The sequence below is a fragment of the Agrobacterium sp. SUL3 genome, assembly GCF_001263295.1.
GTDB lineage: Bacteria > Pseudomonadota > Alphaproteobacteria > Rhizobiales > Rhizobiaceae > Agrobacterium > Agrobacterium tomkonis.
This window is the reverse complement of sequence record NZ_KQ414500.1, coordinates 356148-376196: the sequence shown is the minus strand read 5'-3', so window position 1 is coordinate 376196 and position 20049 is coordinate 356148. Positions and strand designations below refer to the sequence as shown.

Here is a 20049-nt window from a genome sequence, read left to right as displayed (position 1 = left end):
CGGTAACCTCGCGTTACACCACCACAGGGCCAATTGACGGCAACGAACGGTCTGCCTATACCTAACCACGGTCAGCAGTTCACCGAGGCATCGCCGTCCCGCAAGGGAAGCTAAACCTGCATATTGAGCAATTGACAGCACTTATCCCGTGCCTTGTCGGAAGCCGGCGATCAGCGACACCTCTTCGGAATGGCACGCGAGGATAAGTCATGCCACGTTCGATCCTTTCCATTGATATCGCCGATCTCTCGACCTTTGCCAAATCCGTTCGCGAACAGATCGGCAGGCTGGAGCGCCAGCCAAGCCATGTGGAGATGCTCAATCTTCTGAGCCGGGCCGCCGGGTTCCGCAATTTCCAGCATCTGCGCGCCGCGCGCACATCATCCGCCGAAAGCAGCCATCCGTCGCCGCAGACAATGCCAGCTGCCAATGAGGGCAGGGTGCTGAAGACCGCGCGGATTTTCGATGCCGCCGGCAGGCTGATGCAATGGCCTGCGCGTCGCTCCCAGCAGGAACTGTGCCTCTGGTACCTATGGGCGAAAATTCCCGCCGGGCGCAGTTTTTCCGAACGGGAATTCAGCAGCTTCCTGAATGATCTACATCTGTTTGGCGATGCCGCGATGTTGCGTCGCGACATGGTCGGCCTGAAGCTCATCCGCCGCAACCGCGATGGTAGCGATTACCAACGCATCGAGCAGAAGCCGCCGATGGAGCTGCCGCTGCTGTTGCGTATCGTGAAAGGCCGCGACTGAAGAAACACCCTCCCGGCGATGTTTCGCCGGGAGGGCTGCGGTCTTTAAAGAACCAGACGGAATTTTGCGAAACCTTCCGCGCCGTCGCCGGCATCTTCGATCTTTGCGCCCTTGATGTCAGCCGCATAATGGCGGCCTTTCGGGCCGGTTTCGAAGATTGCCGAGGTATTGGCCACCGGCGCAAACGACCAGTTGGCATCCGCGGACGGATTGATGGTGCCCTGATCGATGATATAGCGCACGATCACGTCGCGGTTGGTGTCGGGCGCCACGAAGATCACCTTGTCGGCGGCGATATCCGGGAACTTGCCGCCGCCGCCGGCGCGGTAATTATTGGTGGCAACCACGAATTTCTGTTCGGGATCGATCGGCTTGCCGTTGAATTCAAGGTTCACGATGCGGTTGCTGTCGGGATTGACCGCCTTGCCATCCTTGTCGAACTTCGCCGGCTTGGAAATGTCGATCTGATAGGTGACACCGTCGATGACGTCGAAATTATAGGACGGGAAATCGGCGTTCAGCAGCGGTGCATCCTTCGCGCCGGCCTCGACCGTGTTGAACATGCCAGCCGACATTTCCAGCCAGTTCTTGACCTGCGCACCGTTGATCAGCACCGCCTGCACCGTGTTGGGGTAAAGATAGAGGTCGGCGACGTTCTTGATGGCAATGTCACCGGCGGGGACATCGGTATAATAATCCGCGCCGCCGCGCCCGCCGGACTTGAAGGGGGCTGCTGCCGAAAGCACAGGCAGGTCCTTATATTGGCCTTCCTTCAGCATGTCCTTGATGTACCAGGTCTGGGCGTTGGAGACGATCTGCACGGAAGGATCATCGGCCACCAGCGCGAAATAAGAATAGAGCGGGGCAGACGTCTTGCCGACCGGGCGGCGCACATAGGCGAGGGCTGCCTCGTGATCGGCCTTGGCGGCGGCGATGACTTCCGGCTTGTCGGTGAAGTCGGCAACGATCTTGCGGTTGTCATCGCGGTGATAGATCGGCCGTGCTTCAGAGGTGAAATCGACGATCTTCCAGCTCTTGCCGTCCTTTTCGAGCAGCAGGTCGATGAGGCCCATATGCGAACCCCAGAAACCGGCCATCACCGCCGGTTTGCCCAGGAGCGTGCCCTTGACCGCATCAACACCCTCTATGCCGTCCCAGGTCTTCGGACCGGGGAAGACGAGATGCTGGTGGCCGGTAAAGATCGCGTCGATGCCTTCGACGCCCGCCAGATAAAGTGAGGCGTTCTCCATGCGATCGCTCTGGCCCTTGCCGTCGATACCGGAATGGGAAAGGGCGATGACGATATCGGCGCCTTCTTCCTTCATGGCGGGAACCCAGGCCTTGGCCGCCTCTATGATGTCGCGTGTCTGGGCCTTGCCCTCGAGGTTCTTGGAATCCCACATCATGATCTGCGGCGGCACGAAGCCGATGATGCCGACCTTGACCGGGCTGGTGACGCCCCCGCCGTCGCGGATCTGCTTTTCAAGAATGATATAAGGCTTGAAGAACAGCTCGTCCTGCTTGGGGTCCGACGCCAGCTGACCCTTGGTGAGGTTGGCGCAGACGAAGGGGAAACCGGCGCCGGCCAGCGTGTTCGACATATAGTCGAGGCCGTAATTGAATTCGTGGTTGCCGAGCGTGCCGCAATCATAACCCAGCACGTTCATGGCATTGATCACGGGGTGCTTGTCGCCGGCCTTCATGCCGCGCTCATAGGCGATGTAATCGCCGAGCGGATTGCCCTGCAGGAAGTCGCCATTATCCACCAGCATCGAGTTTCCGGCCTCGGCGCGGATGGCACCGATGATCGAGGCAGTGCGCGCCAGACCCATCGTGTCGTTCGGCTTGTCGGCGTAATAATCATAGGGAAAGACGTGGACGTGGATATCTGTCGTTTCCATGATGCGCAGATGCGCCTGATTGGCAGAGGCGCGGGCGGCGAAGGGGTGCAGCAGCACCAGCGCCGAAGAGGCCGCAATGCCGCCGAGCAGCGAACGGCGGGTGATGGGGTGGAGAGCGAGAAGCGGCGACATGGGAACTCCTTCGGATGAAGCTTGCTCTGTCTTGAGAAGCGGACAGGGTAGAAGCAATCGCCGAGGAGTCCATCACCAAAATGACAAGCCGGTGACAGATAGGTCCGTTTTCAACCGTTTGATAAATTTTTTGTCATTGGAGTGCGATGCACACGCTTCCACATCGGGGAATGCGCTTCTTCCGGGCAGCGCATTCCGGCTTTCAGGCAGAGAAGATCAGCGGGCAAGGGTCGGTTTCACTTCTTCATGGAAGAAGCGGAAATAGGAGGAGAGCTGCGCCAGCGTGTTGGTGGAAAGCTTCAGCTGCAGGCCGAGGCGGTTCTGGTGCTGCCATTGCACGACGCCTTCGATGAAGCCCAGATCCTCGCTCTGCACCTTGACCCGGCTGCCCTTGGCGGCAGCGAAAGGCCCATCAAGCTCAAGCGCCATGCCGGTCGCCGAGAGATCAAGGACGCGGGCTCTGGTCGACTGGCTGAAATAATGCACGGTCGCAAAAATCCTGGTCTTGCTGCGCGGCGCGGTGCGGGTCGCCATATTGAGGTTGTTTGCCATTTTGCTGCTCAAATCAATTGTTTCCGATACGGGCATAATAAGCTGTAAAAGTTTGAGACCCGTTTAGTTGTTCGGTTAAAATTCTAGACAATGCTGTGATTATGCTTTGGCGATACGGCACTGATAGCAATTGTTGCGGGCGGAACGGACATGCACATAAGCAACGTCAGCGCGCTCCAGAAGATGTCGTGCGCGAGACACGATATCGCCCGTCGCCGTCACTGCGCCGGTGCCATAGACGATGCGGTTGTCGGCGCCATATCCGCGCACGATATAATCCGGGCTGTTCAGCATCGGCGGCAGGGTCTCCGTTTGCGGATAGCGCTCGCAGGCTTCGGCATGCAAAAACACAGGTCCCGTTTCCGCATAGGGCTGCAGCGACGGAAACGGCCGGTAGGCGAGGATCAGCATTCCTTCGCCTTCACCAATCTGGGAAAGACAATGGCGGCAGGGCATGCCTCCAGGAGAAACGCTCCGTTCCGGCGGGTTGCCATAGGCGTCCGCAGCGCCTGCCCGGAAGGCTTCGGCTTCATTAGCCGGCATTGCAATAAAGACGAGATCGGTCATGGCGGGTTCTTTCTGGTTTGGATCGGCGTTGCTTCTTTGCAGCTATGATCTCCAAACCGAGTGCTATCCACCCGATTCTTGACAGGTGATGCAACCAGCCCATTGCATGACTCGTTTGCATCGGGAATCAGTGACGCTCCTCGTTCCCGGAAGGTCTGATTTTATGTTGCGTCGTTTTCTGGCCGCCGTTCCGCTGGCTTTTGTTTCGTTGACGGCCCCGGCTCAGGCACAGACTGCCGCCGGTCTCGATGGCCTGTCCGACGACCAGTTGCAGCAGGCGGTCAATTTCGTCATCGGCAACGCGATCTTCTCGCTTTATCACGAGGGCGCGCGCATGCTGATTTCGGATTTCGGAACCGTGGAGACCGGCAGCGTGCAGGCGCCGGCCGACCAGCTGGCGGGCACGCTCATTCTCCAGGCCAACGAGGAATGGCTCGATACCGCGCTCGTCAACGCCACCGATAGCTGGTATCTCGGACGCGAGGCGGAAACCTTGCCCGAGCACGAAGCACCGGTCTTTTCCGCGCTCGTTCCCGAGAAAAGCCGTGACCGCAACATGGCCTGCCTGATGGTCGGCCGCGACAAGGATGGTTATGGCGATCTCGCCGCCATGATGGGGCTGGACAACGCCGAGTTCGACAAGTGCGCCGCCGCCTATCCGCGCGTCGCTTCGACCTGGGAGAATTTTCTGAGCCCACATCGCAGCCAGACGCCGTCCAAATTCATTGTCAGTTATATGCCGCCGCGCGATCCCGAGCTTGAAGCCTACGCCATCATGATCAGGGAATCGAAGGTTCTCGATCTCATCAGCCGCAGTTTCGGCGCTTACGGTCTGAAGGGTGACGTTAAGCTCACGGCCAGGACCTGCGGGCGTCCTGATGTCTACTGGTCGGCTGAAAAGCGTGAGATCACCTATTGTTATGAGCTTGGTAAATTCCAGGCGGAGCTGATTGCCGATCATCTGCTGAGCACCGTCACGGAAGACAAGGGCGCTGCCGGTGGGCAAATTCCGACGGCGGTCAATCTGGAACGGGAAATCTGAGGTCGATTGCCGGACGCTGGCGATCTGGCCCTGCCGAATGGGAGGAGCGTGCCATGCCGAAGGTTGTCGTTCGCAATTTCGCCATTTCGATTGACGGATATGGCGCGGGACCGCACCAGAGTCTCCAGAACCCGCTGGGGGTGAACGGCGAAACGCTGCATCAATGGGCGGTCAAAACCCGGACCTTTCACCGCATGTTCGGAAAGGAGGGCGGCTCGACCGGTACGGATGAGGATTTTACCGAAAAGAGCTTCGCAAATATCGGCGCATGGATATTGGGACGCAACATGTTCGGGCCGGTGCGCGGCGCATGGCCGGATGAAAGCTGGAAGGGCTGGTGGGGCGACGAGCCGCCCTATCATGTTCCGGTTTTCGTCTTGACGCACCATGCGCGCCCGTCCTTCACGATGAAGGGCGGCACGGTGTTTCATTTCGTGACCGACGGCATCGAGGCGGCGCTCGACATGGCGCTGACAGCGGCGGATGGTAAGGACGTGCGCATCGGCGGCGGTGTTTCCACCATCCGGCAATATATGGCTGCGGGCATGATCGATGAATTACATCTGGCGATCGCCCCGGTTTTTCTCGGCAAGGGTGAACATTTGTTCGAGGGAATGGACCTGTCTGCGCTCGGCTACCTCTCTACCGGAACCGTGGCGGGCGAGGGCGCTACGCATCTGATTATCAACAAGGCATGAATGCTGCGCCGTTTAAGTATTTTCAGAGACATCGCGGAGCAGTTTGCCGCTCCCACGGATGCCTCCACCCTCATTCCTGTGCTTGTCACAGGAATCCAGCCGACGCGCGTCTGCGCGGCGAGAGAGTCCTTTCAGCCCAAGGACTTGGGCTGACTGGATTCCTGTGACGAGCACAGGAATGAGGGAGTGGGGACCAGACACTCCTTATCGGAGAATGGCACGCGTCGCTCTCAATGCGGTACTCAATTACGCAGCGAGATTTCCAGAAGCTCGGTGTCGGACAGCGGCTCAACCCAGGCCTCATAGGTGCCGACGGGCGAAAAGCCCATCATCTGGTAAAGTTGCAGCGCGCGCGGATGATCGAGCGTATTGGTCGTCACCGTCACCCGTTTCGGATTGTCCTGCCAGGCGGCGTAAAGTGCCTGCAACAGGAACCACTTGCCGACGCCAGCCCCGATCGCTTCTTCGAGCAGGCCGAAATAGGAAAGCTCGGTCACCTCGTCGCTCGCCTTGTTCAGTTCGAAGAAACCGGCGGGCGCACCGTTCATGTAAAGAACTGTAACGCTATTCTTGGGGTCCTTGAGGACGGCTGACAGTTCCGCATCGCTCATGCGCATGCGTTTCTGCCAATGCCAGCGTTTCCCCACCCGCCAGTAAAGATAGCGATAAAAGTGCAGGGGAATATCGGTGACGCGCATCAGTGCCGTCTGGATGTTGACGGGGATCGGCAGGCTGACCTTCGGCGGCGTCGTCATTTCCAGCTGCGTCACATGCGCCTTCAAAGGCCCATGCGATACAACGGGAACAGGCTCGGCGGGGCCGGTGGCGATAGGCGTGTCTTCCAGACCGCCCCATTCCGACCAGGAACCGTCATAGAGCGAATTATCCTGATGGCCGAGGGATTCCAGCGCCAGCGTAATGACGGCAGCGGTAACGCCCGAGCCACAGCTCGTCACGACCGGCTTGCCAAGATCGATGCCGGCGTCAGTCACCATCTTGCGGATCGCGGTCAGGTCCTTGAAGTGGCCGTTCTCCGAAAATGCTGTCGCTGGCAGGCTGCGCGCGCCGGGCATATGGCCAGAGCGCATGCCGGCACGCGGTTCGGCCTCATCACCGGTGAAACGCCCCGCGCCACGGGCATCGGCAATCTGCTTATTGCCGCTATCGACGATGCCGCGCATGGTCGATAGCGATGTCACGCGTTTCTCGTTGAAGTCAGGTGTAAAGGTCGCGGGTTCGATCTCCGGCGTGCCGGTTTCAAGCGGCCGGCCTTCGCGCTTCCAGCCATCAAGGCCGCCATCCAGCACATAGGCCTTGCGCACGCCCATCACCCGCAGCATCCACCACACGCGCGGTGCGGAAAAGAAACCGGGGCCGTCATAGACCACGATCGTATCATTCTCGCTTAGACCAAGCTCGCCGGCCTCCTGCGCAAAGAACTCCGGTGAGGGCAGGGAGTGCGGCAGTCCGGTGGTATGATCGGCGATCTTGTCCTGATCGAAGAAGACAGCGCCGGGCAGATGGCCGGCCGCGAATTCTTCCGCGCCATTGCGCTTGTGCGCCGGCAGATACCACGAGGCATCAACGAGACGAAACCGGGCTGTGCCAAGCTGTTTTTCCACCCAGTCCGCCGAAACGACGAAACGGCTCTTATCCGTGCTCACGATGTTTCTCCCGATCTCAGGCAACAGCTTCAGGCGCGCCGAAACGAATGCGGAACCGCCTGTTCTCCTTGCCCTTCTTTTCTATCTTGGCAATGTGAATATCGCCCACTTCCTGCGTTTCGGAAACATGGGTGCCGCCGCAGGGCTGGCTGTCGATGCTGGAATTTTCGCCGATGCAGACGAGGCTGACCCGGCCAAGGCCCATCGGCGGGCGCACATTCTTGGATTTGACGATGCCCGGATTGGCCTGAAGTTCCTCATCGGTGATCCATTGCAGGAAGACCGGATGGTTGGCTTTCACCAGCGCCATCAGCTTTGCCGTCACCTCATCCTTGTCGATGGTTTCCGACATGTCGAAATCGACACGCGATTCGTCTTCACCGACCGCCGCGCCGGTGATCGGCCACTGGCAGACAACGGAGAGCAGGTGGCAGGCCGTGTGCATGCGCATCAGCTTGTAGCGGCGCGGCCAGTCCACATGCAGGGTCAGCTTCTCGCCGACTTCAGGAGAAGGCTGGCCTTCGAGCGGCACATGGATGATGACGCTCTTGTCGGCGCCGTTTTTGGTGACGCCGAGTTCGATACGCGACCCATCAGCCCGCTCGAGAAAGCCGCTATCGCCGGGCTGGCCGCCGGACGTCGCATAAAAGCAGGTCTGGTCGAATTCTATGCCGCCATCCTCATGCACCGCCGTGACGATCGCTTCTACGGTGGAAAGATAAAAATCGTCACGGAACAGGGCATTCACAGGCATTTCGGCATGTCCTCAAACGGTTTCGTACGGAACCGCAATCTCGCTTTTCGTCGCCAGCCACTGCGGAATCGGCAACCCCTTGGAGCGCAGGAAATCCGGATTGAACAGCTTCGACTGATAACGATTACCGTAGTCGCATAGTATCGTCACGATTGTATGCCCCGGACCAAGCTCGCGGGCAAGGCGGATTGCGCCGGCAATGTTGATGCCGGAGGAGCCGCCAAGGCAAAGTCCCTCTTTCGTCACCAGATCGAACAGCACCGGAAGCGCTTCCGCATCCGAAATACGATAGGAAAAGTCGGGCGTAAAACCTTCCAGATTGGCGGTGATACGGCCCTGCCCAATGCCTTCGGTGATGGAGGAACCTTCGGATTTCAGGACACCGTGCTTGTAAAACTCGTAAAGCGCGGCACCTTCAGGGTCGGCAAGGCCGATCTTGATGTCAGGATTGAAATCGCGCAGACCGTCGGCCACGCCCGCCAGCGTTCCGCCTGAGCCGACCGAGCAAATGAAACCATCCACCTTGCCATCCGTCTGGTCCCAGATTTCGGGTGCAGTCGTCTCGATATGGGCCTGACGGTTGGCGATATTGTCGAACTGGTTGGCCCAGATCGCGCCGTTCTCATCCGTCGCGGCAAGCTGTTTCGCCAGCCGGCCGGAGACCTTGACGTAATTGTTCGGGTTGGAATAGGGCGCTGCCGGAACTTCGACCAGCTTGGCGCCGAGAAGCTTCAGCGCGTCCTTCTTTTCCTGGCTCTGCGTCTCGGGAATGACGATCACCGTCTTGTAACCGAGTGCATTGGCGACCAGTGACAGGCCGATGCCGGTATTGCCGGCCGTGCCTTCCACGATGGTGCCGCCGGGGCGCAGCTGCCCGCGCCGTTCGGCGTCGCGGATGATGTAAAGGGCGGCGCGATCCTTCACCGACTGGCCGGGATTGAGGAATTCCGCCTTGCCGAGGATTTCGCACCCCGTCGCTTCAGAGGCGGCCTTCAGACGGATGAGCGGCGTATTGCCGATAGCACTGAGCGCAGAGGGATGAATGGTCATGATTGAGCCTTCTTGTCTGAGCGGAAATTAGGTGCCGTTATGTCCCGTTACAACCGCCTCAAGGCAAGAAATTATCTTCCCGGCTTTGGCTTAGCCACGCAAAATTTTGCCGATACCCAATTTTATGCGTTGTTCTTCACCGCAGCATAGGCGGCAAGCGCTCTTTCGCGTGCCTTTGCATGATCGACGATCGGCAGCGGATAGGTTTCGCCAAGCTCGATGCCCGCCTTTTTCAACACCTCCTTCGGCGCTTCGAATGGCTTGTGGATGTATTTCCGCTCGAGCTTTTCAAGCTCCGGCACGAAACGGCGCACATAATCGCCATCACCGTCAAATTTCTCACCCTGTAGTATGGGATTGAAGATGCGGAAAAACGGCGAGGCATCCGCCCCCGAACCCGCCACCCATTGCCAGTTGGCGGCGTTGGAGGCCGGATCGGCATCGACAAGCGTATCGCGGAACCATTTCTCGCCCTTCCGCCAGTCGATCAGCAGGTGTTTGATGAGGAAGGACGCTACGATCATACGCACCCGGTTGTGCATGGTGCCGTGTTGCCACAATTGTCGCATCCCGGCATCGACAATCGGATATCCCGTCATGCCGCGCGTCCAGGCCTTGAAGGACCTCTCGTCGTCCCGCCAGGGGAAGGCGTCGAAACTGTCGTTCCAGTTCTTCTCGTCCAGTTCGGGGAAATGAAATAGCAGGTGATAGCAGAACTCCCGCCAGACGATTTCCTTGCGAAAACGGCTGATATCGTTTGAGGCGATGTGGCGGGAAAGCCCCTTCGTCGCGTGCCAGACGGTGGCGGGCGATATTTCCCCCAAGGCCAGATGCGGTGCAAGCATCGAGGTCGCGTCCCTTGCCGGAAAATCGCGGCCTTCTTCATAGCCCTTCAGGGCGCCATCGATGAAGTCGTCGAGTTTCTCCTGCGCGCCGTCTTCGCCGGGTGCCCAGACGTCGCTGAAGTGCTTCGCCCAGTCCGGCTTGAGCGGCAACAGCTTCCAGTCATCGAGTTTTTCAGATGTCGGCCATGTCTTCGGCGCCTTCAGGCTCTTTGGCGCCTCCGCAGGGGTATGCGGCTCCTCGCCACTCTCCAGCGCCCGCCAGAAGGGCGTATAGACCCGGTAGGGGCCGCCGGATTTCGTTTGCACCCGCGATGGCTCATGCAGCAGGTGGCCGGAAAAGCTGCGGACTGTCAGGCCATCGTTGCGCAGCGTCTGTTTCAACGCCTTGTCCGTGGCCATGCCGACCGGATCATACCGACGATCCCAGAATACCGCGTCTGCGCCGGTTTCCGATATCAACTGCCGCAGCGTCCTTTCGGCATCACCACTTAAAAGCAGAAGGCGGTTGCCGGTTTTTTCCAGCGCGGCGGAAAGCGAGGCCAGCGAATGGTGAAGCCACCACTCCTGCGCACCGCCCAGCGGGCCAGAGGATTTTTCCCTGACATAGACGGGGATGACGGGGCCGCCGTGATCCACAGCTGCGAGAAGGGCAAGATTGTCCGAAAGGCGCAAATCCTTGCGGAACCAGACGATGACGGGGGAGGCTGTTATCGGCATGAAAGAACCCGGTTCACTTCGGCTTGAACGAGTGTTGAAACGCTTTGTTCCGCAAATCGGCTAGAATGGAAAGATGGGGCACATGGTTTATCGAGGGTTATTTTTTCGCCCTTGAAACGGCAGGTGAAGGGAACCAACTGGAGGAGCCGGCGTTTGTCGCGGGTTAATAGAGCATGGAAGTGCAATCAATGTTGCTGAAAGACGTTAAGTGGGAAAAGCCCGTTACCATCTCCCTTGAAAACGGTGCTCCCCGGATTTTCAACGGCGTTTACGAAGCCTTCGATTTTCTCCAGCACGAATGGCCCGAACGCGGCGACAAGGCGCACGAGCAGGCGCTGCGTCTGTGCCGCGCCTCGCTGATGGGTGACGTGGCGGGTGAAATCGCCCGCACGGCCTTCGTTGCGGCCAGCCGGCAGGCGCAATGCCTGATGGAGGACAGGGCGGAGACGCAGAATAAAATCGCATCCTGAGCTGTTTTTCAGGACTGGCATGGAAAAGGCCATCCGCCGAACCGGGTGGCCTTGTTTTTTCACAATCAGGAAACGGGTTGTTTCGGACGCAGGATATGGCATCGTGTGCGCCCGAAGCGGATGAATGAATGCGATGACCAACCACTATGGCTATATTGTTTTTCCAACCGCGCTCGGCCATTGCGGCCTTGCATGGGCAGGGCGCGGCATCGCCCGTCTGCAATTACCCGGTGCTGACGCAGGGGAAACCGAAAAGCTTCTCCTTAAACGTTTTCCGTCGTCAACGATTGCGGTTCCCGACACACGCACGCGTGAGGTCATCGCGATGATCACCCGTTATTTCAGTGGCGAGGCGATCGATTTTACCCCTGTCGAACTGGATCTCGCCGGGCAGGAACGGTTTTTTCTCGATGTTTACGAGGTTGCGCGGCAGATCGGCTGGGGCGACACGACGACCTATGGCGGCATCGTAAAGACCCTCGGTCTCGGCATGGAAAAGGCCCGGGATGTCGGGCAGGCGATGGCGAAAAACCCGGTGCCGCTGATCATTCCCTGCCACCGCGTTCTGGCGGCCGGCGGTCGGCTGGGCGGCTTCTCCGCGCCGGGCGGAACCACCACCAAATTGCGCATGCTGGACCTCGAAAATGCCGGTCGCAACCGTGCCGATGAGGCGCAGGGCAGCCTGTTTTGAAGCAATGACAGATCAGGCCGCATGAATAGGCGTCTGATTTCTGCCCATTTCTCGTCAAATTGTCGCTAAATTGTCACAATACACGGACGCCCTCCAACATAAGGGCGAGACGTTTGAGAGTATCCGCGTTAATTCTATCCGCTGCCTTGGCTTTTACAGTCGTGGCGCCGGCTTCTGCCGGCATGCTGAACCAGGCAGAAAAATACACCGGGCTGCATGAGTCCAAAAACAACAAGAGCCTGAAGAATATTCTTGGGGCAAACCCCCGCAGCACCCCCTGGTGTGGCCTTTTCCTGCATGCCGTCGCCAGCAAGGCCGGCCGACAATCTCCGAAATCCTACGGATTTGCGAAATCCTGGACGTCTTTCGGTTACGCCGTTCCCGTCGGCCAAGCCAAGCCCGGCGATATCGTCGTCATCCGCAACGGCCGCGGTTATCATGCCGGGATTTTGAAGAGCATGAGCGGCAAGACCGCCCAGATCCTCGGCGGCAACCAGTCTGGCCGTGTGCAGGTATCCAATTTCAACCGCAAGGCCATCGTCTCCGTTCGCCGTTGAAGACCAGGACATCATTTATTCTTATAAAGGCGGGCCATGACCCGCCTTATCCGTTTTTAAGGGGCCTATGGCTGCTCCCTGGTACCGGGAGCGGCGTCGCGCTGGTCATCGTCCTCCAGGTCGGTGGCAACGATGAAGGCATCCTCATGCTGGCGCGCAGCCTGCCGTCGGGCGCGCAGGTTCATCGTCTCATCCGGATAAATCTCACTGTCCTTGGATTTGAGTTCGCTGTCGGTTTCGAAACGCGCCACATCCTCGTCGCGAATATCGAGCGGTTCGTTCTGCGGTTTTTTCGGGGTGCTCATGAATAATTCTCCTGCGGGGTTTCCGCGGAGCAAACGATCCCGCATCCATGACGGTTCCCTTTTTCGAAGAAATGCTCGATCGCGATCGGTCTGTGAGGAACAAAGTCTGGCTTTTTCTGTTTTTTCAGTGGCACAATCAAAACCGGTGCAACGCAAAGAGGGAGGCCCGTTATGAGCCATGATCGCGAAGCCGCAATCCGTGAAAAAGCGCGCGCAATATGGGAGAAGGAAGGCAAGCCTGACGGGCATCATGAGCGCCACTGGATCGAGGCTGAACGGGAAGTTTCCGCCGGTGCCGCAAAGACTGCGGATAAGGCCGGCGTGAAAAAATCCGCTGCCGCCAAGACATCGACGAACAAGACATCGACCGACAAAGCGCCCGCGAAGAAAACGCCAGCGAAGAAGGCTCCGGCAGCAAAGGCCAAATCCCCGGCGGTAAAGTCGCTTGAGAAGGAGCAGAAGTCGACGGGCAAGGACAAAGTCGACGATCTCACGGAAAGCCTTGAAGAAAGTTTCCCGGCCAGCGATCCGCCGGCGCTCACCAACGCTGCAAAGGCAACGAAGCGCGCAGTCAAGAAGACCTGATTGCCGGAAGGCCCACTCGTCAGGTGAGCGAAAAATGCCACGAACCGGATCGGGCGAATGCAGCTGCACTTCGCTCTTCAAAACATGTTTTTGAGAGAAATGGCTCCCCGGGCCGGATTCGAACCGGCGACCTGTCGATTAACAGTCGAATGCTCTACCGCTGAGCTACCAGGGAACGTGCGCTGCTTGGCGCGGTGTGAGCGGGGTAATACAAATGCTTTTCCGATTTGCCAAGCGGTTTTTTCAAAAAAAACGCATTCCTCTTGTTTTATCCCTCTGAAGTCCCGATTTTCCGGGCTTATTGAAGGTCAAAAAATTATCCACAGGCCAGACGCTGAAGGGCAGGATGGAATGAAATTCGGAATGAACCACAAAACGGGTCGCCTCCATGTCGGAAAATGGAGCCTTGCCATGCCGCGTTCGCGGGTTGGCAGGATCGCCACCGGCTCCGCTCTGGTGGTTGGCGGAACGTTGGGGTTTTTGCCCGTTCTCGGTTTCTGGATGATTCCGCTCGGTCTTGTCGTACTCTCGCACGATCTGCCGGCGGTGCGCCGCAGGCGGCGAAGGCTTGCGGTCTGGTGGGCGTCGCGACAGAACCGCCGCGAAGCCCGTGACAGGGATCGGTAGGCGCTTATCCGCCGATCGAGCTGCTGATGCCCTGTCCGGCCCAGAAGGCGGCATAGGCAAGCGCTGCGAAATAAATCGCCGTCAGGCCGAGAAACAGATAGCCACCCAGCACGGTCACGCCGTCTCTCTGAATCATGCCTGCGGATAAAAGCAGGATGGCGACGCCGGGCAGGGTGTTGGAAAAGGGAATGAAGCCAAGCGGCATCATCAGCAATACGCCCGCAGTCATCAGCGCCAGGCCGTTTATTCTGTTGGCGACGATGCCGGTGGTGAGCGCCGGTACACGCGGACGAATAAAACCATCAAGCTTGGAAACGATGGCGACACCTTTTTGAAGCGCCGGCACTAGTTTTGCCGTCTCCATCTGCCGGTCGAGAATCTTGGCCGGCAGCCATGGCAGGCGGTTCAGCGTGATTGCGAGGCTGACGAGGATGATTGCCGCGCCGAACACCGTGCTGACGCCGGGAATGGAGACCGGAATGAGAAAGGGCAGGGACGCAATTGCGCAGATGAGCAACAGGCCCTGTTCGCCGATCGCTTCCATCAGTTCGCGCAACGTGATCGTCTGGCCCTGCAATTTGCCTATAAGCTTCTCCAGCGTGGTGCTGAGCTTTTCAGACGTATCAGTGAATGCGAATTCGTTCGTCATGCCGCTTCCCGGAAGTTGTTTTAACTCCGGGTTTGATAACATTCATCAGGCCACATGCCTATCGCCGATAGAAACCGGCATGGTCATGGTTCGTCGTATCTTTCGCTTTATTAGTGCGAAACCCAGTGGCTATAGGCACCGGCGAGAAGAACCACCAGCAGGATGGCGAGTATCACCGGGTTGATCGACGTAATGAAGTTTACATAGTCCATGATAACTTCCTCCACTTCTTACATCTCTTATTCTACAGCAAAAAGGCGAGTTTATCTACCGCAGGATGAAATTTCGCATCGCAGCAACCGAGTATCGGTGTGGGCTGGAATCGCTGGTATTTCCCATTTTTTGCGATGCAAAAATAATTCTTCCAACATTTGCCATTCTCTTGCGTTGTGTCTAATCCTGCTGCGGCGCTGGCTCTTCTCGGTCCGCTGCGCGCCGTCGTAAATCGCGTAAATCACTGCTGAGATGCCTCGGCGCTCCCGCCTTGACTTTTCTCCACACTCTTCCCCGGGGACATGACATGCTGAAAAACATCTATGCCTGGACAATGGCGCTTGCGGCGCGCAAAACCGCCGTATGGTGGCTGGCGATCGTCGCTTTTGTGGAAAGCTCCGTCTTCGTCGTGCCCGCGGATGTGCTTTTCCTGCCCATGGTGTTGGCCAAGCCGAAAAAGGCGATGTTTTATGCGTTTGTGGCGACTGTCGCCTCGGTCCTCGGCGGCATCGCCGGCTGGTTTCTCGGCCATTATGCTTTCGAGAGCATCGCGCGGCCCATTCTTGAATTTTACGGCAAGCTCGACAGTTTCGAGCACCTGAAGAACTCGGTGGACTACGAAACCATCGTGCTCCTGCTGGTGACATCGGGGCTTGCGCACCTGCCGCCGATCAAGGTGGTGACGATCCTATCAGGCGCGGCCAATATCAGCCTTGGCCTGTTCATTCTTTCAGCCGTCGTCACACGTGGCGCCCGCTTTTTCATCCTTGCCGGATTGCTGCAGAGATACGGTGATTCAGTGCGCCATTTCATCGAAAAACGCCTCGGCGTCATCACGGCAGCGGCAGCCGCGGCGCTCATCGCGGTCTATGCGGTTTACGTTTTCGTGCGTTGATCGAACGCAATTTTTCTACTCTTACAATACTGTCGCATAACTTTCAGCTTGCTGTCAGAATCCGTCTGTATCGGTTCTCTTGTCGAGTAAGGGAACCGTTTTATTATGCGAAGATTTTGGAAGTGCTCCTTTGGGGGCATGGGCTTTGTTGTGCTTGCGGCAGGCGGATATCTCTACGCCATCCAGCTTCTCGGCAATTTTCACGAGGTCGTGGCCGGTCAGCTTTATCGCTCCAACCAGCCGAGCAATGAAGAGCTTGTGCGCTACACCAAAGATCACGGCATCAAGACGGTTATCAACCTGCGCGGACCGAATGAATCCCAGGCCTGGTACCGGGGTGAGGTCGAAACAGCACGCGAGCTTGGGCTGAAGCACATCGATTTCGGCATGTCGGCCAGCCAGGAACTCAACATGGACCAGGTCAACCAGCTCGTTGCGATCATGCGCGATGCGCCGAAACCTATCCTCATCCACTGCAAGGCCGGCGCTGACCGCACGGGCCTCGCCACCGCTCTTTATCTCAGCCGCGTTGCGCGTCTCGGCGAAAAGGAGGCGGAAAGCCAGCTTTCGGTGCGTTACGGCCACATCGGCATCCCCTATCTCTCGGCAACCTATGCCATGGACAGAACCTGGGAGAATGTGGAGCACATGCCAGTCACCGACGACTTCGCCATCGCGTCGAACGAGTTCTGAGGGCGCTTCAGGCCAATCCTGCGTAAATCATGGATCGTTCCCGGCAAGGGGATTTGCGTTCCATCTTGATTGCCGATGCGGTCAGGCTGGGCGCGATTCTCGGTGCAGGGCGCGCTGAAGTGGCAAGGCCATGACAGCGGCGGAGTGGTGGGAAAGCGGGACCAGGATCCGGTCTGTAATCGACTTGACCGGCAACGCACGATCTGTCGGAGATATCTTGCTGGAGAGCGATGCTGGCAGGTGCGCGCTGCACTCACATCAACGGCATGGGTCCGTCAAAGGTAAGGTCTCCTCGCCCGGTAGCCCGCATCCAACGGCAAACAGCCGACTCAATCGCCTGCCATATCCGGCGTCCAGCCACGCGTATATCCTTTGCCCATGATGGCAACCGCAAGGGAAAGCTGTTCCTGTAAATGTTCGATTTCACCAAGCAGCGTTTCAACCGCCGCTCTCGCATCGCCATCGTGACACTGGATGACGTATCCGGCTATGTCGTCGGGCCGTACAGGGGTGGATTTTGCAGCATCGGACATATTAGCGACCTCTCTTTTGTTCACTAAATGTTCTAATTTTAGCGGAGAGTCAACAAAGCAATACGGCCGTCGTTTTCTTTAGTGAAAGGCGAGTGGCATGACAAAGAGCAAATCGCGAACCTGTTCATTAGAACCGCATTCCTCGATACAGGAAGGAACTCAGACGGCTGATGATCGCCAAACGGCGGGGGACCGCTGAGACATGATGCAAGGGCCCCGGGTGAGGGGCGGGGCTGCGTCAAAAAGACCGTGCTTTAGTGCATGAATGAAGTTGCTGAGGCAGCAGTTTTGACGTAGCTCTACCTGCGGGAGATTATGTCAAGTAATAGACTGGAAATATTCAAAATGACGGATTGGAATTGGGTGGATTTATTCCCTATAGTCTTCTTCCCGTTCAAGATTATCGTATTGGGTACAGGCATGTACTTCGCCATCAAGTGGCATCACGATCAGGCGAAGAAGGAAAAAGAAACCAGCGGATCGTAAACGCCCGCCGGACACACTCCTGACGCCTGAGGTTAGCCGGGCCGATATCCAGTGATGCGGCCGCAATTCGCGCCACAGGGCAAGGCCACGAGCCACTTTGTCTAAAATCACCTGCTTGATGGTCCGAATCTCACGCTTTCCGAGGGAAACTCGGATGCGCTTTCGGAGGTGTGTTGAGCGATCCGCATCCAGGCAGGTTGCGGCAGTATCGTCAAAAATTACGCCAAGGCGCTTGCCGAAAATGCAATTTCCCAGCAACTGCCGCTCGAGAATTATTCTGATCGCTTCAGCCGCGTTGCGGTCATCGCTGTGCGTTGGCTTATACCGCCAGGGCCACGAATGGATTCCCGTAGCCACAACGATGGGCAATCTTTGCTTTTGATAGGCTTGAGGGGCAAGTCACCATTCCATGACGAAGCAACAATTGCGACCGACGCTAACGCCGAAAGCTTTTTGTTCTCCTCAGTGTGGTGAATACCGCGGGCCTGACCCTAATGGACTGCGGGATCCTCGTCTTCAAGAAAGCTGCGAATGCCGTCCTTTTCGCACGTGGCAAGAAATTCTTCCCATGCGTCTTTGTCGGTGGCGAAAGGCTCGTCCCAGGTGGTGACAAGGTCATTTTCGCTTATGACCTCCAGCTTCCAATCCTGCTGTGTGCCGGCGGATCGGTAAATATCGACGAGGACCGTGACGCCGTCATCTTCGAATTCGCCTGAGAATTCAGAGTGTTCGATTTTTGATTTCTTCGCCATGTCAATGTCCTTCAGGCTCAGGCTTCGTCAGGGTGCTGGGGGTGTCCTTGAACGCGGTAACCGTTAGAAAGACGGCGATGGCGGTAAGAACAAATTTGGTCAGCGTTCAATCCATCAGCCTCCTGCAAGTCAAGTGCGCGCCGTCAGGGCGGGGGAGAACCAAACACCGCGCAAAGCTAACGCGCAGTTGCTCGGGGGACCCGCTGGCTACAATGTGGCTAAAACAAATATAGCCAGCTCTGGGGGAACTGGCTATCTATCTGATTTTTATGGTCGGAGCGGCGGGATTCGAACCCACGACCCCTTGACCCCCAGTCAAGTGCGCTACCGGGCTGCGCTACGCTCCGAACCTGAAAGCCGTTTATATATAAGCCTGTTAGGGCGCAAGCGGAAAATCGCCTTTTCTCAAAAAAAGGAACAATGGGTGTGGATGGCGGGAAGGGGGAAGGGGGAAGGGGGAAGGGTGAAGGACTGTCGTTCCACCTTCTGCCGGTTGCTTCCGTCAAACGCATGACACATCCTCTTTCCATCATGGCTGGAACCTGCCGTGAACTTCAGCGTTCAATTGCAGCGGAACTGAAACTCAGGGAGATAAATATATGTCTGAACTCGTCGTTGTTGGTTTTGATGGAACGGAAGAGGCTGACCGGGTTTTTCTGAAGCTTGCGGGGCTGAAAAAGGAATATCTGGTCGATCTGGAAGACGCCGTGGTCGTCGTTCGTGATGAAAACGGCAAGGTGCATCTGAAGCAGAGCGTCAATCTGACGGCGCTTGGCGCAAGCTCCGGTTTTCTGTCCGGTGGCCTCTGGGGCGGCCTTGTTGGCCTGCTGTTCCTCAATCCGTTGGCGGGCTTTGCAATTGGCGGCGCAATTGGTGCCGGCACGGGCGCGCTGGCGGGTTCGCTCACCGATTTCGGCATCGATGACGATTTCATCAAATCCCTTGGCGAAACCATCCCCAATGGCTCTTCGGCGCTGTTCGTGCTGATCCGCAAGGTGCAGCCGGAAAAGGTCATGGCGGAACTGGAAGGGCTGCGCGGCCGGGTCATCAAGACCTCGCTGTCTCCCGATCAGGAAGCGCAATTGCAAAAAGCTCTGTCGGGTGAAACCGCGCAGGCTGCTGCACCCGCCGCTTAGATGAAAACAGGAAGAACGCTGCGGCATGATCCATGCTGCAGCGTTTTGTCCAGATGGTTCCGGAAGCGGCCGCTTAGACGGTCAGCGTGCCCGGTTTCGCCTGCGGCCAGCTGAGATAATAGTAGCGGCTGCCGACGCTGCCGAAAAACGCATTGTTCCCGGAGATGCTGTCGACATAAGCGCCGCTGGCGCTCTTGACATAGGCTGAGCCGTCGCGTTTGAGGTGATCCTTCAGAAAATCGCTCCAGCCCGTCGTGGCGATCTCGGTTGCCGGTTTCGAGGTGGTTTTCGAATCGGCCTTCACGTCCCACGCCTTGATCTGCGCGCCTTCGGAGGGATCGGATACGGTGAGCGTGCCGGCGGCCAGTGCTTCCAGCATCGCCTTTGCCTGCGAGGCCTTGTCCGGGTCCTTGGACAAATCCTCCAGCATCGCCTTCAGATCCTTCATGAAAGCGGCCTGCGTGATGTCGCCGGAAGACGCCTGCGGTGTAGTCTCGGTTTGCGTCTCTTCGCCGGTGGTCTGCGCATATTGCGCCAGAAGCTGTGTCAGCCTCGTATTGGTGGAAGAAGAAGACGTATCGATGCCATAGGCGCCAAGAAGCGCTGCCCGTGACGAGGACGATGAGGCCGCGGTGGAATTGTCATCCTGCTCCTTGATTGCCTTGAGGGCTAATCTGGTGGCGGTGAGGCGGGTGGACAGGTCGACGGAGGAGACCATTTCGGTAACTTTTCCATGATCAGCCCGATACGCATCATTCGTACCGAACCGGCTTGGCGCGGATT

The 20049-nt window shown here is 57.9% G+C and carries 24 protein-coding genes and 2 tRNA genes; 11 read left to right on the top strand and 15 right to left on the bottom strand.

What is annotated here, in order from left to right:
* Positions 1-209 precede the first annotated feature (209 nt).
* A complete protein-coding gene (locus AKG12_RS09150) occupies positions 210-752 on the top strand; it encodes a DUF2087 domain-containing protein (protein WP_052818566.1) in 543 nt (180 codons plus the stop codon).
* 44 nt (positions 753-796) lie between these two features.
* Here AKG12_RS09150 and AKG12_RS09145 read toward each other — a convergent pair whose 3' ends face one another.
* The 3 genes from AKG12_RS09145 to AKG12_RS09135 form a co-directional block, all read right to left on the bottom strand.
* Entirely contained in the window at positions 797-2785 is a 1989-nt protein-coding gene (locus AKG12_RS09145) for a bifunctional 2',3'-cyclic-nucleotide 2'-phosphodiesterase/3'-nucleotidase (protein WP_052818565.1), read from the bottom strand.
* Positions 2786-3001: 216 nt separating this feature from the next.
* On the bottom strand, positions 3002-3337 hold the full coding sequence (locus AKG12_RS09140) for a PilZ domain-containing protein (protein WP_046798894.1): 336 nt from the start codon (positions 3335-3337) through the stop codon (positions 3002-3004).
* 99 nt (positions 3338-3436) lie between these two features.
* Positions 3437-3904, bottom strand: coding sequence for a DUF1203 domain-containing protein (locus tag AKG12_RS09135; protein WP_052818564.1), 468 nt, complete (start codon positions 3902-3904; stop codon positions 3437-3439).
* Positions 3905-4067: 163 nt separating this feature from the next.
* On the opposite strand from AKG12_RS09135, the gene AKG12_RS09130 reads away from it, so the two are divergent.
* Positions 4068-4946 (top strand): DUF4344 domain-containing metallopeptidase, encoded by an 879-nt coding sequence (locus AKG12_RS09130; protein ID WP_052818563.1) that lies wholly within the window; start codon positions 4068-4070, stop codon positions 4944-4946.
* Positions 4947-4999: 53 nt separating this feature from the next.
* The gene (locus AKG12_RS09125) at positions 5000-5644 is read left to right on the top strand and encodes a dihydrofolate reductase family protein (protein ID WP_052818562.1); all 645 of its coding nucleotides are present in this window, start codon (positions 5000-5002) and stop codon (positions 5642-5644) included.
* A 242-nt stretch (positions 5645-5886) separates the two neighbouring features.
* On the opposite strand, the gene sseA is transcribed toward AKG12_RS09125, so the two are convergent.
* The 4 genes from sseA to AKG12_RS09105 form a co-directional block, all read right to left on the bottom strand.
* Positions 5887-7308: a 3-mercaptopyruvate sulfurtransferase gene (gene sseA, locus AKG12_RS09120; RefSeq protein WP_052818561.1), complete on the bottom strand. Its 1422-nt coding sequence runs from the start codon at positions 7306-7308 to the stop codon at positions 5887-5889.
* A gap of 16 nt (positions 7309-7324) precedes the next feature.
* The gene (locus tag AKG12_RS09115; protein WP_052818560.1) at positions 7325-8062 is read right to left on the bottom strand and encodes an alanyl-tRNA editing protein; all 738 of its coding nucleotides are present in this window, start codon (positions 8060-8062) and stop codon (positions 7325-7327) included.
* Positions 8063-8074: 12 nt separating this feature from the next.
* Entirely contained in the window at positions 8075-9112 is a 1038-nt protein-coding gene (locus tag AKG12_RS09110; RefSeq protein WP_035217756.1) for a cysteine synthase A, read from the bottom strand.
* A 122-nt stretch (positions 9113-9234) separates the two neighbouring features.
* Positions 9235-10674: a cryptochrome/photolyase family protein gene (locus tag AKG12_RS09105; protein ID WP_052818559.1), complete on the bottom strand. Its 1440-nt coding sequence runs from the start codon at positions 10672-10674 to the stop codon at positions 9235-9237.
* A gap of 188 nt (positions 10675-10862) precedes the next feature.
* Between AKG12_RS09105 and AKG12_RS09100 the strand changes: the two genes are divergently transcribed.
* From AKG12_RS09100 to AKG12_RS09090, 3 genes are all read left to right on the top strand, one after another.
* Positions 10863-11144: a DUF982 domain-containing protein gene (locus tag AKG12_RS09100; RefSeq protein ID WP_046798901.1), complete on the top strand. Its 282-nt coding sequence runs from the start codon at positions 10863-10865 to the stop codon at positions 11142-11144.
* A 133-nt stretch (positions 11145-11277) separates the two neighbouring features.
* The gene (locus tag AKG12_RS09095; RefSeq protein ID WP_052818610.1) at positions 11278-11835 is read left to right on the top strand and encodes a methylated-DNA--[protein]-cysteine S-methyltransferase; all 558 of its coding nucleotides are present in this window, start codon (positions 11278-11280) and stop codon (positions 11833-11835) included.
* 113 nt (positions 11836-11948) lie between these two features.
* Positions 11949-12392 (top strand): TIGR02594 family protein, encoded by a 444-nt coding sequence (locus AKG12_RS09090; RefSeq protein ID WP_080842170.1) that lies wholly within the window; start codon positions 11949-11951, stop codon positions 12390-12392.
* Between the two features lie 65 nt (positions 12393-12457).
* Here AKG12_RS09090 and AKG12_RS09085 read toward each other — a convergent pair whose 3' ends face one another.
* Positions 12458-12697 (bottom strand): hypothetical protein, encoded by a 240-nt coding sequence (locus AKG12_RS09085; protein WP_052818558.1) that lies wholly within the window; start codon positions 12695-12697, stop codon positions 12458-12460.
* Positions 12698-12868: 171 nt separating this feature from the next.
* Between AKG12_RS09085 and AKG12_RS09080 the strand changes: the two genes are divergently transcribed.
* Positions 12869-13282 (top strand): DUF2934 domain-containing protein, encoded by a 414-nt coding sequence (locus AKG12_RS09080; protein ID WP_052818557.1) that lies wholly within the window; start codon positions 12869-12871, stop codon positions 13280-13282.
* A 100-nt stretch (positions 13283-13382) separates the two neighbouring features.
* Here AKG12_RS09080 and AKG12_RS09075 read toward each other — a convergent pair.
* Positions 13383-13457: transfer RNA gene (locus AKG12_RS09075), tRNA-Asn, on the bottom strand.
* Between the two features lie 176 nt (positions 13458-13633).
* On the opposite strand from AKG12_RS09075, the gene AKG12_RS09070 reads away from it, so the two are divergent.
* Positions 13634-13909 (top strand): hypothetical protein, encoded by a 276-nt coding sequence (locus AKG12_RS09070; RefSeq protein WP_046800350.1) that lies wholly within the window; start codon positions 13634-13636, stop codon positions 13907-13909.
* A 4-nt stretch (positions 13910-13913) separates the two neighbouring features.
* Here AKG12_RS09070 and AKG12_RS09065 read toward each other — a convergent pair whose 3' ends face one another.
* A complete protein-coding gene (locus AKG12_RS09065) occupies positions 13914-14558 on the bottom strand; it encodes an exopolysaccharide biosynthesis protein (protein ID WP_046800349.1) in 645 nt (214 codons plus the stop codon).
* A 520-nt stretch (positions 14559-15078) separates the two neighbouring features.
* Between AKG12_RS09065 and AKG12_RS09060 the strand changes: the two genes are divergently transcribed.
* On the top strand, positions 15079-15666 hold the full coding sequence (locus tag AKG12_RS09060; protein WP_046800348.1) for a YqaA family protein: 588 nt from the start codon (positions 15079-15081) through the stop codon (positions 15664-15666).
* 138 nt (positions 15667-15804) lie between these two features.
* Positions 15805-16359 (top strand): dual specificity protein phosphatase family protein, encoded by a 555-nt coding sequence (locus AKG12_RS09055; RefSeq protein ID WP_046800347.1) that lies wholly within the window; start codon positions 15805-15807, stop codon positions 16357-16359.
* Positions 16360-16688: 329 nt separating this feature from the next.
* On the opposite strand, the gene AKG12_RS09050 is transcribed toward AKG12_RS09055, so the two are convergent.
* The 4 genes from AKG12_RS09050 to AKG12_RS09040 form a co-directional block, all read right to left on the bottom strand.
* Positions 16689-16892, bottom strand: coding sequence for a hypothetical protein (locus AKG12_RS09050; protein ID WP_046800346.1), 204 nt, complete (start codon positions 16890-16892; stop codon positions 16689-16691).
* A gap of 369 nt (positions 16893-17261) precedes the next feature.
* The gene (locus AKG12_RS30700) at positions 17262-17747 is read right to left on the bottom strand and encodes a hypothetical protein (protein ID WP_197283310.1); all 486 of its coding nucleotides are present in this window, start codon (positions 17745-17747) and stop codon (positions 17262-17264) included.
* Positions 17748-17869: 122 nt separating this feature from the next.
* On the bottom strand, positions 17870-18130 hold the full coding sequence (locus AKG12_RS09045) for a hypothetical protein (RefSeq protein WP_046800344.1): 261 nt from the start codon (positions 18128-18130) through the stop codon (positions 17870-17872).
* Positions 18131-18400: 270 nt separating this feature from the next.
* A tRNA-Pro gene (locus AKG12_RS09040) sits at positions 18401-18477 on the bottom strand.
* Between the two features lie 252 nt (positions 18478-18729).
* Here AKG12_RS09040 and AKG12_RS09035 point away from each other — a divergent pair.
* The gene (locus tag AKG12_RS09035; protein WP_052818556.1) at positions 18730-19266 is read left to right on the top strand and encodes a DUF1269 domain-containing protein; all 537 of its coding nucleotides are present in this window, start codon (positions 18730-18732) and stop codon (positions 19264-19266) included.
* A gap of 73 nt (positions 19267-19339) precedes the next feature.
* Here the strand turns inward: AKG12_RS09035 and AKG12_RS09030 are convergent, their stop codons facing one another.
* Positions 19340-19984 carry a hypothetical protein gene (locus AKG12_RS09030; RefSeq protein WP_052818555.1) on the bottom strand — a complete coding sequence of 215 codons (645 nt, stop codon included), beginning with the start codon at positions 19982-19984 and terminating at the stop codon, positions 19340-19342.
* Positions 19985-20049 lie beyond the last annotated feature (65 nt).